The sequence below is a fragment of the Trichocoleus sp. DQ-A1 genome (assembly GCF_039961955.1).
Lineage (GTDB): Bacteria > Cyanobacteriota > Cyanobacteriia > Cyanobacteriales > FACHB-T130 > FACHB-T130.
On sequence record NZ_JAMPKE010000002.1, the window covers coordinates 72,822 to 85,997 of the forward strand.

A 13,176-nucleotide genomic window follows, 5' to 3' on the forward strand; every position below is an offset into this window, starting at 1 on the left:
AAGCATCGTTAAGACACCTGCTTAGGAATCCTAATTTTTATCTAAAGAGCGCGATCGCGGTTTGTGAAAAGCAATTAGTAAGGTAGCGATCGCAGATGGTCGGTTAACCATACTGGGGGATTCGCGAGTTCTATGAGCAAAGTAAGAATAAGGAGATCGAGTAGTAAGAGGTAAAAATGCAATCAACTATTGAGCGATCGGCAACCCAACTACCGCCGCTGATTCCCCGCGAGGTTCTTTTCGGCAACCCAGAACGTACCAGTCCGCGACTTTCACCGGATGGTAAGTATCTGGCGTACATCGCCCCCGACGAAAAGAACGTCTTGCAGGTGTGGTTGCGGACAGTCGGACAGGAAGACGACCGCCAACTAACCGCAGATAAGAAGCGCGGCATCCGGATTTTCTTGTGGACTTATAACGCCGACCAGCTGATGTATATGCAAGACTCAGATGGCGACGAAAACTTTCACCTCTATTCGGTCAATATTCACTCCAATATTGTCCGCGACTTAACGCCATTCCAAGGGGTAAAAGCACAGCCAGTGGATCTTGACCCCAAGTTTCCCGATCAAGTGCTGGTGGGGATGAACTTGAAGGACTTGCAAAAGTTTGACGTTTACCGCATCAACCTGTCGAACGGTGCGGTTGACTTATACGCTGAAAACCCAGGCAATGTAGTTAGCTGGACAGTGGACGCCCAATTCCAGGTACGTGCCGCCACCGCTGCAACTCCTGATGGGGGTTCCGATCTATTATTCCGGGAAACAACCCAAGGCGATTGGGAACCGCTGCGTCACTGGGGGCCAGATGATGAAGGCGGTGCTGTCAGCTTCTCGGAAGATGGCAAAACCCTTTATATCAGCGGCAGTCACGATGCCAACGCTAGCCGCCTGATTGCTTTCGATGTCACTACTCGCGAAGAAACCGTAATTGCCGAAGATCCGCAATACGATCTAGGCGGCATCGTCATTCACCCGATTACACGAGTGATCCAGGCAGTTTCTTTCTACAAAGAGAAACAAGAATGGCAGGTACTTGACCAAAGTATCGCCGCAGATTTTGAAGCGATCGCCCAAATTCGTCCCGGAGAGTTCGGCATTTCCTCCCGTGACCTTGCCGACAAAAATTGGCTAGTCGCTTTCCTCACCGATGACGGCCCGGTCTACTACTACGCCTATAATCGAGATTCCAAGACCAGCACCCTCCTGTTCAGCAACAAACCCACACTAGAAGGGTTGTCGCTGGCATCCATGCAACCGATTTCCTACCAAGCCCAAGACGGCTTGACGATTCACGGCTACCTGACAACACCTGTAGGAATAACCGCACAGAATTTACCAACCGTATTGCTGGTTCACGGTGGCCCTTGGGCGCGAGATACGTGGGGTTACGACCCGCAAGCGCAGTGGCTGGCAAACCGGGGTTACGCGGTGCTGCAAGTGAATTTCCGGGGTTCCACCGGCTACGGCAAAGCCTTTGTCAACGCTGGCAACCGGGAATGGGCGGCGAAAATGCACGACGATCTCATTGATGCCGTCAACTGGTTGGTGCAACAAGGCATCTCCGACCCGCAAAAGATTGCCATTATGGGTGGTTCTTACGGCGGTTACGCAACCCTAGTCGGATTAACTTTCACGCCGGATGTCTTTGCCTGCGGTGTAGATATCGTGGGTCCGAGTAACCTGATTACGCTGATGCAAAGTATCCCGCCCTACTGGGAACCGCTAAAGGCGAATTTCTATTATCGGGTTGGTAACTTGGAGACGGAAGAAGAATTTCTCAAGTCGCGATCGCCCTTATTTTTCGTTGACCGGATTACCAAACCACTGCTAATCGCCCAAGGTGCTAACGATCCACGGGTGAAGCAGGCGGAAAGCGAACAAATCGTCGAGGCGATGCAAAAGGCAAATAAACCTGTAGAATATGCCCTTTACACGGACGAAGGACACGGTTTCGCCCGTCCCGAAAACCGATTGCACTTTTACGCGATCGCAGAAGAGTTTCTCTCTAAATACTTAGGTGGACGCTGCGAACCGCTAGGAGATATCCCCGGGCATTCCGGCGTACTAAATCCATAGTCCCCATTCTTACCAATAGAGGTACGCAAAGAAAGTCTAAACTTTGCGTACCTCTGCGCGTACCTTTGCGTTGAAAACCGAACCTTTTGCACAGAAAAGCAGTATTCTAAAACAAACTAAATTGTTGACAATTAAACTGTTATGGACGACTTTATGACAGATGCGATCGCCGAAGCTAAACAGGGACTCAGTGAGGGTGGAATTCCCATTGGTTCAGTTCTGGTGAAAGATGGGCAAATTGTCGGGAGAGGACATAATAAGCGCGTCCAAGACAACGACCCTGTTACCCATGCAGAAATCGATTGCTTACGCAATGCTGGCAGAATCGGCAGCTACAAAGATACAACACTTTATTCTACCTTGATGCCTTGTTACCTCTGTGCGGGTGCTGTTGTCCAATTTGGGATTAAAAAAGTCATCGCCGGTGAATCTGCAACTTTTTCTGGTGCCAAGGAATTCATGGAATCTCATGGCGTTGAAGTGATTGATTTAAACCTGGATGATTGCAAGCAGTTGATGAGCGATTTCATCCAGAATAATCCCCAGTTATGGAATGAGGATATTGGCAAGTAATTTCCCAGAAAATAGCTTTTAAATTTAAATAATCAGGGAAAACTTTTTGTTTTACCCTCTAGAAGTTATTTGTTTTTTTCGATATAATAAACTTGATAAGGAAGAACTAAGCTTCAATATTTATTGAAAACGGATTTCTATTATTTAAATATACCTTGAAAAGGCGGAATTATCGTTATCAAATACGGGATTAATCATAAAAATATACTGAATATCCTTCCTTTTTTCCACTCAACTATAGAATCCCTCTGTTTCTGAGAAATGTGTCGAACGTCTCTCTATCGGGCAGAGAGGGTTGGGCACCGGCAATGGTTGCCGAAATCGCACCAGCGGCAGCACCCCAAACCACTGCCTCCCGGAGAGGACGCCCAGAAGCCAAAGCTGCTGCCAATCCCCCATTAAACGCATCCCCAGCCGCAACAGTATCAACTGTCTGAACGGGAAAAGCGGGGACGAAGAATGTTTCCTCCGGTGTGGCACAGAAGACACCCCGATCGCCTAGTTTCACAATTGCAGTACCGACGCCCTGTTGACGTAAAGCTGCGGCTGCTTTGGCAGCGGTTTCTTGCCCATCCACCGCAAAACCCACCAATTGCCCCGCCTCAATTTCGTTGGGGGTGATAATGTCAACCAACGGATATAAAACAGACGCAAAATCTCCCATCTCGATAGCAGGTGCGGGATCGAGAATCACCTGGACACCGGCTTGTCGGGCTGCCCTAGCCGCGGCTACAACGGCTGGCATCGGAATCTCGAACTGAAGGAGCAATGCAGCAGCACCGGGTAACAAATCGCTAAGGCGTCCGACATCCTCCTGGTTCACGCGCCCATTGGCACCGGGGACGATGATAATGTGATTTTCTCCCCTCCCACCCACAGCGATCGCTGCGACGCCAGAATGAGCCGCCTCATCCACCAAAACAGCCCCAGTCTCGACCCCAGACGCCTGAAGCTTGGTGAGGAGTTCGCGTCCAAAATTATCGGCACCCAGACGCCCCACAAGCTGAGTTGGAATCCCCAGCCGCGCCACTGCTACCGCTTGATTCGCCCCTTTTCCACCCGCAGCCGTAAAAAAGTCATGACCCCGTAGCGTTTCGCCAGCAACTGGCAATCGGGGCGATCGCGCCACGAGATCCATGTTAATGCTGCCGAAGACGATAACTTTGGTCATTGGTCGCTCTTGAAAGTTTTGAATTTTGAGTTTTGAATGAAAGGGATTCCTAACTCAGAACTCAACATTCACCACGCTTCGGACTCGCTTACTGCACCGTAACCGCCGGTTCTAAACCCAAAGTCGCCATTAACCGCTCAATATCGAAGTTTTCAGCCATCATCTGGCGAACGCACTCGACCTTAATCGGTTCGTGGAGCCGCACTTGACCAAAGGCACGGTCAATAATTCCTACAGTCGTCAGCGTATCCAGGTCAACCGACAAAATCGGAATCTCTAAATCTTCAGCGCGGCTGAGGATAAAATGTTGTGGTGGCAATTGTCCAGTCAAGATCAGGCACTGAGTAGAAGTTTCTAAGGCGGCTAGCTGGATATCCGTGCGATCGCCTCCCGTCACCACCGCCATGTTCGTTCCCTTGCGGAAATACTTCAGCGCTGAATTTACATTCATTGCGCCAATTGTCAAGCTCTGTACCATTAAATCCAATCGATCTGGACGGCACAGAACTTCTGCTTTCAACTGGCTGACCAGTTCCCGAACGCTGACACTCCGCAGCAACTCGCTTCTTGGCAACATTCCCAACACAGGAATCCCCTGCCGCTCTAGAAAAGGTCGTACGAGCGTCTCAGCGGCTTCCAGATTAGCTGCGGGAATATCGTTTATCAAAACACCCGTTAAGCGATCGCCCAGCCGCTTTTTGGCTGACAACAGCGCATCCACCAATAGAACCGAGTGAAAACGAGCCACCAGTAAAACAGCCGCATCAACCGCCTCAGCAACCTGTCCCAGAGACAAGTCAAATAAGCTGCCTTCTTCCAAAGTTCCTGGCCCTTCTAATAAAACCATTGGGGCACCAGGCACCCGTCGATACTGCTCCAGAGACAGACGGTAATCCGTCTGGTCTTCTCCAGATAGGCGTCTTTGAATCGTCTCTTCATCCAGAGACAGCAGAGTCGGTCTGATTCGGTTTTCTGGTAATTTCAATACCTGAGCGAGTAACCGGACATCCTCCTCCATCGCATCTGTTTGCGATTCACTTAAACAGGTGCCCAGCGGTTTCCCATAGGCGATATCCAGCCCCTTTTCTTTCAGCTGATGGGCAATCCCCAAGATCGTTGCTGACTTGCCACTGTAAGCTTCTGTTGACCCGATAAGCAAATATTTAGCCGCTTTTGGCACACCCTCACTCCTCATTTCTACAGTGTTCAACCATCTGCTCGTAGCAGCTTACGATAGAACGCGTGGGAAAAGTCGATTGTGCGAGTGCGCTTGAAATTCATAATTACGTCGATTAAAAAATCGACTAACTCTGAATTTGCCATCATCACTTCGTAACTCAGTTCCGCATTTCCATCAAACTGCAACCGACAACGGGTCAAATCCAATGGGAGCCTAGACACATACCAGGTGGCAACAAAAGGAATGCTATCGCCGCCTTCTATTTTGCGATTCCCTTCTAAAGACCCTTTTTGATACAGGCTAATTGCCAAGGGCAACATATTCCGCTTATTGCCCTGGTAGTAGGGCATGTAGACACTGACATCCCCTTGGTTTGCAGGCTGAAGTTGGTCAATTGACATTGTCTTAAATCTTCCTCAATTTCCGTCTGACTGGCAGTAGGGCGTTGTCCCTAATTTTCTGCGCTCTGACAGCCGATTGGGAACACAATAGCTTAGAGTTCTAGCCTTGGACGGTGGAGCTAATGGTGATTCTACCTTAATATACAGGTTCCCGCGTCCTCCCCAGGATAAATTCATTCATTAAAGGAATTAAGGACTATGTGGGAGGGAGAAAGAGCAGGAAAGAGTAGTAGAGAAATTTTCGTTTTCCTTCCCCTTTTTTCCCTTTGTAGCGAATTTTTTTCCCTTTTTCCCCGATTCCTGAGTAAAACTTCCTATCTGTTGCCGATTAGTTTACGCTGACTGAATAAAGTTAGGGAATTATTCACGCGAGAAATCTATGCCTCCTTTAGTTGCTAATTACTACTTAACTTATCGCTGCAACGCCCGATGTCATTTTTGTAACATCTGGGCATTAGAGCCACCCCAAGAAGCTGACTTTGCCACGATTCAACACAACTTAAAGGACTTGCGCCGGTTGGGTCTGAAGTACATAGACTTTACGGGTGGCGAACCCCTGCTACGTGCAGATGTTGGTCAGATTTACGCTGAAGCCAAAAAGCAGGGATTTTGGACCAGCATGACAACGAATACAATTCTTTACCCCAAAAAAGCCAAAGAAATTCAAGGATTAGTTGACTTTTTGAATTTCTCGTTAGATGGTGCGGATGCTGAAACTCACGACCATTCGCGGGGAGTGAAAATTTTTGACACCCTGGTTGAGTCGGTTGCTCTAGCACAAGAACTCGGCGAACAACCCGTTCTCAACCACACCGTCACCGCCCAAAATTATCAGCACATTAACGAAGTCGCAGAACTCGGTCTGCGCCTAGGCGTCAGGGTATGGCTCAACCCAGCTTTCACCGCCCACGACCACTACAATTCCAACAAGAATCCCACCCCAGACATGGTGGCAGCAATTCAAGCCGCCGCCAAGAAATATAAGAATGTCGGATACAATAAGGCTGCACTGGCGTTCATTGAAGCTGGGGGGAATGATACGAAAAATCCCCGCTGTAAAGCGGTAGATGCAGTAATTGCGATTTCTCCCGACGACAAGCTACTCCTACCTTGCTATCACTTTGCCCAAACCGGCGTTCCCATTAACGGTAAGCTTTACGACCTCTATCGCCAGTCAGAGGAAGTAGAATCCTACCGCCAATCTCAGGGCAAGCTGTCCGTGTGCGAAGGATGTACGGTATGGTGTTACCTGATCCCCAGCTTCTTTATGGGTGTAGATAAGTATTGGTGGTTGAATCAAGTAACCTATGCCGGAGAATTCCTGGCCCGAAAAAGATTCTTACAACGAGCTTGAACCGCTCGATTCTCTGTTGTCTGAATGTAGAGACGCAATCAATGAAGTTTCTACAGAAGAATTTGAGAGCGACTTTTTTCAGGGACTGGCAGGACGCCGACGCAAAGCGGCGTTCGCCTTAACGGTGATTTGGGGCAGCATCATTGCCCTACATCTGTTTGTTTGGGGTTCGTGGTTAGTCCTAGGACTGACCGGACTGTTGGTGATTCAAGCGTTCCGCGTCGTATTCGCGCGACCCCGACCAGTCCCAGAGCCGTTGTCGGAAGCAACAAAAGACCAATGGCCTTCTGTTTCCCTACTGGTGGCAGCTAAAAATGAGGAAGCTGTTATTGGCAACCTGGTGAAAATGCTGTGTAATCAGGACTACCCAGTAGATCGGTATGAAGTTTGGGTGATTGACGACCACAGCACCGATCGAACCCCCCTCGTGTTAGAGCATCTGGCGAAGGAATATCGCCAGTTAAAAGTCCTGCGCCGAGGTGCGAATGGGGTTGGCGGCAAATCGGGAGCGCTGAATCAAGTGTTGTCCCTAACGCGAGGAGAAATTGTCGGGGTATTTGATGCCGACGCCCAAGTGCCACCAGATATGCTGCGTCGGGTTTGCCCAAGTTTTGAGCGGCAACAGGTGGGAGCCGTGCAGATGCGAAAAGCGATCGCAAACCCATCGTTGAATTTCTGGACTCGCGGTCAGATGGCAGAAATGGCACTGGACTCCTATTTCCAGGAGCAGCGCATTGCCATTGGCGGCATCGGGGAACTTCGAGGCAACGGTCAATTTGTCCGCAGAGCTGCCTTGGAGCATTGCGGTGGGTGGAATGAGGAAACCATCACGGACGACTTGGATTTAACGATCCGCTTACACCTGGATCGGTGGGATATCGAATTTCTGATCTTTCCCCCCGTGTATGAGGAAGGCGTCACCAGCGCGCTGGCACTGTGGCACCAGCGCAATCGATGGGCAGAAGGGGGATTCCAGCGCTATCTGGACTACTGGCGTCTGCTGGTGTCAAACCGGATGGGCACCCTCAAAAGCATTGATGCGTTCTCGTTTCTGCTCACCCAGTATATTCTGCCCGCCGCTGCCGTGCCCGACTGCCTAATGGCGATCGCGCGGAATCGTCTGCCGATTCTCAGCCCCATCACCGGAATGACGTTCATTCTGTTTCTGATGGGTATGTTCGTCGGTCTGCGCCGCACCCATAAAGAAGAGAAATTGACTGCATCGGTCTTTTTCGTCACCCTGTTGCAAACCTTACGGGGTGTCCTTTATATGTTGCACTGGATGGTAATCATCGCGGCTACTACCGCCCGGATGTCCGTGCGACCGAAGCGGCTGAAATGGATTAAAACGGTGCATCAAGGCAATAGCGAGGAAAGTTTTGAGTTTTAAGTTTTGAGTTTTAAAAAAAGGGACACGGTACTGCCGTGTCCCTTTTTTTAAATAGGACGCAGCACTGCCCTGTTCTTACTCTAAAACCCTACATCATCATCTTCTTGCCACTCATTGAGTAGCTCGTCGGCAGAATCAATCATCTCTTCGAGTGGCAAGCGCGTCGGCATCTCGGAAAGAGACGGTAAATCTAAAGTCTCCAGATTTTCCTCTCGCTCATCAGCCAGCTTGACAATTTCCCCTTTAAAAAAGTCCGCGAGGCGTTTGGCAGCGATCGCGACTTCATCGTCCCACTCTAAATCGGGCGGTGCGGGTGGTTGGGCAGTAGCGGCTGGAGTTCGTGAAGCTGAAGAACTGCCGTTCTTCACCTCATGCTTTGCCTGCGGTGGCATCTTTGACGGCAGCGGGCTGGTTGAAGGGGGTGCTAAATCGTTACTAGCGCCATTCCCTGTCTTGCCTTCCCCAGAAGGCTGTACGGGCGGTGCTTGAGGAGTCGGTGTCCCAGATGCGATCGCTCCTACGGAATTTTTACTGGGCAATGTTCCCAAAGAATTAGACCTTTCAGCGTTTGGCGGTTTTGAGGCAGGATGAGACTTCACCTCAGCCCCCCCGCTAACTTGAAAGCTGACTTTTACCTTAGATTGAAAGGTTTTGGAAAAAGCTGCTTCCACATCTGGCAATTTTGTCTGGGCTAACTTTAACAAACCCGTTGAACTGACACTCAGGATTGCTTCCCGACCATTAAAGTTTAGTAAGCGACATCGTTGACGCAAAAATTCTTGCGTCCCAAATAGCTGGACGTGATTAATTACCTGTTGCCAAACTCGATCGAGTTCGACACTTCGATCCGTACCCTCTCCAGGCTGAGAAACTGGCGCAGGAGGTTCGGTCGATTCTCTCGGTTCTGGTGGTGGTGCCGCCGCTGAGGGCGTCTTTGGTGGCGCTTCCGGCTGAATCTGCGGAACACTAGGAACAACGGGTTCAATGACTGGCTTAGCGGGTTGGGCAGGGGTTGAGTGTTGAGTGTTGGGTGTGGACGCCCGATCGACTCTTGCCTCTTGCGGCTCGACACGCAGGCGACTCAGATTCATACTGCCCGTTGTCTGGGGCTGCTGACTGCTATTAGCTAATGGCAACAATCCCAATAGCGTCACTTCTAGCCACAGGCGCGGCTGAGTCGTGTTTCTAATTTGAACTTCGCTGTCCTTAAGGTGCTTTTGCCCCTGCAAAATTGTCGGGATGTCCAGATCCTCAAATTCGCACAACTGAGTCCAGGTGGGCGCGGTCACGGCTACCAAATCCGGGCGTTTGGGGGCAGTTTTGGCGATGAGTAAATCGCGGTAGAAACCAGCAAGATTTTGGAGGACAATCAGCGGTTCTCTGCCTCTGTCCATGAGGTGACGAGCTTTTTCCAGAACTGCTTCGGGATCGGAATGAGCGATCGCCTTCAACAACTCCATTAAATCTCGTTCTGGCACCGCTCCCACTAAATCCCAGACCGCCTCTACCGTCACTTGACCGGATAATAGGCTGAGCTGGTCGAGCAGGCTTTCCGCATCCCGCAAGCCTCCCTGAGCCACTTGAGACACCAAGGTAATCGCCTCGGAAGTAATGTTGATATTTTCCAACTGGGCAATTTTTCCCAGATGCTCCACCATCGCCTCTAAGGGAATGCGGCGAAAATCAAAGCGTTGACAGCGAGAAATAATTGTCGGTAACACCCGCTGCGGATCGGTGGTCGCCAGGACAAAGACAACGTGCTTGGGTGGCTCCTCTAGCGTCTTCAGCAAGGCATTGAACGCAGCTGAACTGAGACTATGAACTTCGTCAATTACATACACTTTGTAGCGGCACTGAACGGGGGCATATTGGGCGCGTTCGATGATTTCCCGGATATTGTCCACGCCGGTGTTGCTAGCGGCGTCGATTTCAATCACGTCCAGTGCTGAACCTTTGGCGATGCCTTGGCAAACAGGACAAACGCCACAAGGTTGTTCTGTCGGCTGACTATTCTGAAGACAGTTCAGCGACTTTGCCAGAATCCGGGCGCTGGAGGTTTTGCCCGTTCCTCTGGAACCCGTGAATAAATAGGCGGGAGCAATCCGTTCGGTACGGATGGCGTTGCGGAGTGTGTGGGCGATCGCTTCTTGTCCCACCAAATCCGCGAACGTCTGAGGGCGATACTTGTGATGTAGGGGTTCGTAGGTCACGGCAGGGTTTCGTCAGGCTAGACAAGCGACAGAGGTGTCGATAAAAGTGTAACGTGTTGCTCTAGTCGAACCGGATGCGATCGCCTTCTGGTTGTCTTTAGAGAATTGGTGTGGTTTTCTGGAAAGCAAACATTACGGTTAACCGATCAAAAGCTCATAATAGCCAGTAAACTGTTCAAGCCCGTTAGATAAAATCTGAGAAAGTAAGGGCGGGGGGACTCTAGCAAATGCTCAAGCAACTATGGCGATCGCTGGTAAGGTGGTTTCAGCGTTTATTTGGAACGGGCGGCAGGCGAAACCCAACACCCGCCTCGGTTCGCTCGGAACCCCCTAAACCCCTGACGGATACAGATTATGAATTTTTGTACAGCCAACTGCTCGAAGGAGTCGCGCATGGCTGGCAGCAAGACCGGGTTTTACGATTTTTTGAGTCTCTGGGCGATCGCGGTCAATCATCCCTATGGGTGGGGTGGCTGAACCGCTTTGGGGAAAGATTATTGGCTTCCCCTGCACCTAATAATGAGTTAGCGGCGCGAATGGTGCAGCTTGGTCAGGTGGGCTGCGGAGAAATCGGGGAAGTTTCTTATGATATTGGGATGCAACTGCTGACGAGAAACGCTCCGGCACGAGCAGTAAACCCCCCACCCGTCTCTTCTATCTATGAATACGAGGAGTTCGACGCGCCGGAGGAGGAAGTCCCCGCAGTTAGTGAGGAAGGGGAGGAAGGCGGAGAACTCAAAACAGTCACCCTGGATGAGTTGTTGGTAATGTTGCAGCAGGATAGCGGTTTACTTCAGCAAATTTCCGAACAACTGCAAATTGAGACCACCGATCCGCAAGTCATTGTGCAAGCATTGGTGAATCAATTCAATGCGGCAAATCCATCCAGCGCCGAGGAAGCAGAAAATCCATCGAGTGCAGAGGAAGCCGAAGCTTGGTTTAATCAAGGCAATCAGCAAGCCAGTGCTGGAGAATTGTCAGATGCGATCGCTAGCTACGATCGTTGCTTGGCGATTAGCCCGGATAACTATATCGCCTGGAACAACCGAGGCGTGATGCAGAAAAATTTAGGACAGTTGCAAGATGCGATCGCCAGCTTTAGCAAGGCGATAGAAATTAAACTCGACTTTTACGAAGCTTGGAACAACCAAGGCAATACTTTCCAAGACTTAGACCGTTTAGAAGAAGCGATCGCTAGCTTTGACAAGGCAGTAGAAATTAAAGCAAACGACCCAGAAGCCTTCTACAATCGGGGATTAGCGCTAGAAAACTTGAACCGCTATGAGGAAGCGCTGGCTAGTTTTGACCGGGTTCTGCAACTCCAACCCAACTATTCAGAAGTCTGGATGGTAAGAGGCGAGACCCTACACCGCTTAGCTCGATATGAGGAAGCGATCGCCAGCTACGACCAAGCTTTGCAACTCAAACTGGATGACTGGGACTCCTGGATCGGTCGCGGCAAGTCGGCGCTTCTTTCAGCGAGTTTGGACCCCCTACTGAGTTCCTTAAGTAAGGTCGCTCAAAATAATCCCGCCTTGAACCAGCGCGGCGATGAAGGGCAATTGGCAAGCTATGAGGAAGGGTTGAAGTACGTTTCTCAAGACACTCACCCAGAAGGTTGGGGTAGATTGCATCAGGCAATCGGCAATGCTTACTATGAGCGATCGCAAGTGAATCCAGAACCCAATCCGTTGCGCCAAAAAGCCATAATCGAGTACGAACAGGTGCTATCAAGCCTCCCCGAAGCCGATTTTCCAGAGTTGCATCAAGAGATTTTGCAAGACCTTCTGCAACTCCAGCAATCTTTAGGACAACCCTCTGAAGAATCCTGAATAATCTGACAGGGCAGCTTTTCCTCGCTTGGGGCTGCCCGTTTTTTGTACAATAACCATTCAACCTCGCAAAACCACTTTCATGCCCTTGACTCGGACAATCCAAAGTATCTATACCGATGGTGCCTGCGTCGGCAACCCAGGTCCTGGAGGCTGGGGTGTTGTTGTCTATTTCACCGATGGTTCGGTCTATGAAATGGGCGACGCCGATCCGGCAACCACTAATAATCGAATGGAAATGCAAGCCGCAATCGGCGCATTGAAACTCGTGAACGGCCTCGGACAACAAGAACCCATCACCCTCTACACCGATAGTGAATACCTGAAAAACGGTGTTACCAAATGGGTGAAAGGTTGGAAAAAGAAGGGTTGGAAGACAGCAGAAGGGAAACCCGTCCTCAACCAAGATCTCTGGGAAATACTCGATGAACTCAATCTTCCCCGGATCGAGTGGCGGTATGTCCGGGGTCACGCAGGAAATGAGGGGAATGAGCGCTGCGATGCGATCGCGCGGGCTTTTGCGACGGGGAAGACTCCTTCGCTGCAACAACCCATAGCAGAAGAGTCAATTGTTTCACGCGCCACTAATTCTATTGATAACAAAACGATACAATCGAGTGACTTATCTTCTGACCCTCCTAACCTCGGCCTAGTCATGGTAGATTCTACTACTCCATCTGCTCTTGATTCTCAGGACAATCTGCCCCGTGAGGTGAGAGTCGCCCAGCTGCGTAATCTGATAGAAACTCTCCACGTGGCTGACGAAATTGCTGCTAAAGGCTACCTAATTACTAGCTCTGAATTAGCTGACTTGATGGATGTCAATGCCAGCGCTGTCACCAGTCGCGGAGACCACTGGGGGTGGCGTAACTGGATTGTGTCGCGGGTTCGCCGTGAGGGCAATCAAATTCTTTGGCAGCTAGAACGGGTAGATGCCGTCAACAGTAATTTCGATTCTTAAACGAGTTTTAGTTTTGGGGAATTGGG

The 13,176-nt window shown here is 50.3% G+C and carries 10 protein-coding genes; 6 read left to right on the plus strand and 4 right to left on the minus strand.

Translation table 11 applies throughout. The features are described 5' to 3' along the window. Positions 1-176: 176 nt before the first annotated feature. Together NDI33_RS02915 and NDI33_RS02920 are read left to right on the plus strand one after the other, a co-directional pair. On the plus strand, positions 177-2,078 hold the full coding sequence (locus tag NDI33_RS02915; RefSeq protein ID WP_190674123.1) for a S9 family peptidase: 1,902 nt from the start codon (positions 177-179) through the stop codon (positions 2,076-2,078). 141 nt (positions 2,079-2,219) lie between these two features. Beyond that, positions 2,220-2,651, plus strand: a complete 432-nt coding sequence (locus NDI33_RS02920; RefSeq protein ID WP_190674127.1) for a nucleoside deaminase — start codon at positions 2,220-2,222, stop codon at positions 2,649-2,651. Between the two features lie 235 nt (positions 2,652-2,886). Here NDI33_RS02920 and rbsK read toward each other — a convergent pair whose 3' ends face one another. The 3 genes from rbsK to ebsA all read right to left on the minus strand — a co-directional run bounded on the left by rbsK (position 2,887) and on the right by ebsA (position 5,403). Then, positions 2,887-3,822 carry a ribokinase gene (gene rbsK / locus NDI33_RS02925; protein WP_190674129.1) on the minus strand — a complete coding sequence of 312 codons (936 nt, stop codon included), beginning with the start codon at positions 3,820-3,822 and terminating at the stop codon, positions 2,887-2,889. A gap of 88 nt (positions 3,823-3,910) precedes the next feature. Next, complete coding sequence (locus tag NDI33_RS02930; RefSeq protein ID WP_190415704.1) at positions 3,911-5,002, minus strand: DRTGG domain-containing protein; 1,092 nt, start codon at positions 5,000-5,002, stop codon at positions 3,911-3,913. Positions 5,003-5,028: 26 nt separating this feature from the next. Beyond that, a complete protein-coding gene (gene ebsA, locus NDI33_RS02935; RefSeq protein ID WP_190415317.1) occupies positions 5,029-5,403 on the minus strand; it encodes a type IV pilus biogenesis protein EbsA in 375 nt (124 codons plus the stop codon). Between the two features lie 379 nt (positions 5,404-5,782). Here ebsA and NDI33_RS02940 point away from each other — a divergent pair, with 379 nt between their 5' ends. Together NDI33_RS02940 and NDI33_RS02945 are read left to right on the plus strand one after the other, a co-directional pair. Further along, a complete protein-coding gene (locus NDI33_RS02940; RefSeq protein ID WP_190415319.1) occupies positions 5,783-6,757 on the plus strand; it encodes a radical SAM protein in 975 nt (324 codons plus the stop codon). Next, positions 6,711-8,147: a glycosyltransferase family 2 protein gene (locus tag NDI33_RS02945; RefSeq protein ID WP_190674132.1), complete on the plus strand. Its 1,437-nt coding sequence runs from the start codon at positions 6,711-6,713 to the stop codon at positions 8,145-8,147. Before NDI33_RS02940 ends, NDI33_RS02945 begins: the two co-directional genes overlap by 47 nt. 80 nt (positions 8,148-8,227) lie before the next feature. On the opposite strand, the gene NDI33_RS02950 is transcribed toward NDI33_RS02945, so the two are convergent. Beyond that, positions 8,228-10,357, minus strand: a complete 2,130-nt coding sequence (locus tag NDI33_RS02950) for a DNA polymerase III subunit gamma/tau (RefSeq protein WP_190674134.1) — start codon at positions 10,355-10,357, stop codon at positions 8,228-8,230. Positions 10,358-10,584: 227 nt separating this feature from the next. On the opposite strand from NDI33_RS02950, the gene NDI33_RS02955 reads away from it, so the two are divergent. Both NDI33_RS02955 and rnhA read left to right on the plus strand, forming a co-directional pair. After that, positions 10,585-12,189, plus strand: a complete 1,605-nt coding sequence (locus tag NDI33_RS02955) for a tetratricopeptide repeat protein (protein ID WP_190674137.1) — start codon at positions 10,585-10,587, stop codon at positions 12,187-12,189. 82 nt (positions 12,190-12,271) lie between these two features. Then, complete coding sequence (gene rnhA, locus NDI33_RS02960) at positions 12,272-13,150, plus strand: ribonuclease HI (protein ID WP_190525639.1); 879 nt, start codon at positions 12,272-12,274, stop codon at positions 13,148-13,150. Positions 13,151-13,176: the final 26 nt, after the last annotated feature.

Bases quoted from the DNA above. Each gene is read 5' to 3' on its own strand.
- ebsA (WP_190415317.1), bottom strand. From the start codon at position 5,403: ATGTCAATTGACCAACTTCAGCCTGCAAACCAAGGGGATGTCAGTGTC.
- NDI33_RS02940 (WP_190415319.1), top strand. From the start codon at position 5,783: ATGCCTCCTTTAGTTGCTAATTACTACTTAACTTATCGCTGCAACGCC.
- NDI33_RS02915 (WP_190674123.1), top strand. From the start codon at position 177: ATGCAATCAACTATTGAGCGATCGGCAACCCAACTACCGCCGCTGATT.
- rbsK (WP_190674129.1), bottom strand. From the start codon at position 3,822: ATGACCAAAGTTATCGTCTTCGGCAGCATTAACATGGATCTCGTGGCG.
- rnhA (WP_190525639.1), top strand. From the start codon at position 12,272: ATGCCCTTGACTCGGACAATCCAAAGTATCTATACCGATGGTGCCTGC.
- NDI33_RS02945 (WP_190674132.1), top strand. From the start codon at position 6,711: ATGCCGGAGAATTCCTGGCCCGAAAAAGATTCTTACAACGAGCTTGAA.
- NDI33_RS02920 (WP_190674127.1), top strand. From the start codon at position 2,220: ATGGACGACTTTATGACAGATGCGATCGCCGAAGCTAAACAGGGACTC.
- NDI33_RS02955 (WP_190674137.1), top strand. From the start codon at position 10,585: ATGCTCAAGCAACTATGGCGATCGCTGGTAAGGTGGTTTCAGCGTTTA.